Source organism: Shewanella sp. T24-MNA-CIBAN-0130 (assembly GCF_040310185.1).
GTDB classification, from domain to species: domain Bacteria; phylum Pseudomonadota; class Gammaproteobacteria; order Enterobacterales; family Shewanellaceae; genus Shewanella; species Shewanella psychromarinicola.
The window spans coordinates 1-245 of record NZ_JBEOPP010000489.1; the positions used below are offsets into that span (position 1 = coordinate 1).

Annotated in this window: 1 pseudogene; it reads right to left on the reverse strand. The window is 42.0% G+C overall.

The features are described 5' to 3' along the window. Positions 1–245 (reverse strand): annotated as a pseudogene (locus AAEZ02_RS23230) (DNA-3-methyladenine glycosylase I); the annotation flags it as partial.

The window sequence follows — 245 nt, forward strand, 5'->3', positions numbered from 1 at the left end:
TGACTGCACATCTTGGCTTAATAAAAAGGTATCTTTACCTATTGCACGTAAAAAATAAGGCCCAGTATTGCCACCTAAACGGGTGCCGCGCTTTTTAAGCACTTGCCACAAACCAGTAATGTCATCGCTTGGCCAATGAGCAATAAATTCCGCAAAACTGCCGTGTTCTGCATTAATCTGCTGGATCATATAAGCATTATCAACAATCGCCTGAGTTTTCTTTTGATGCCGAATAAGCACTGGGT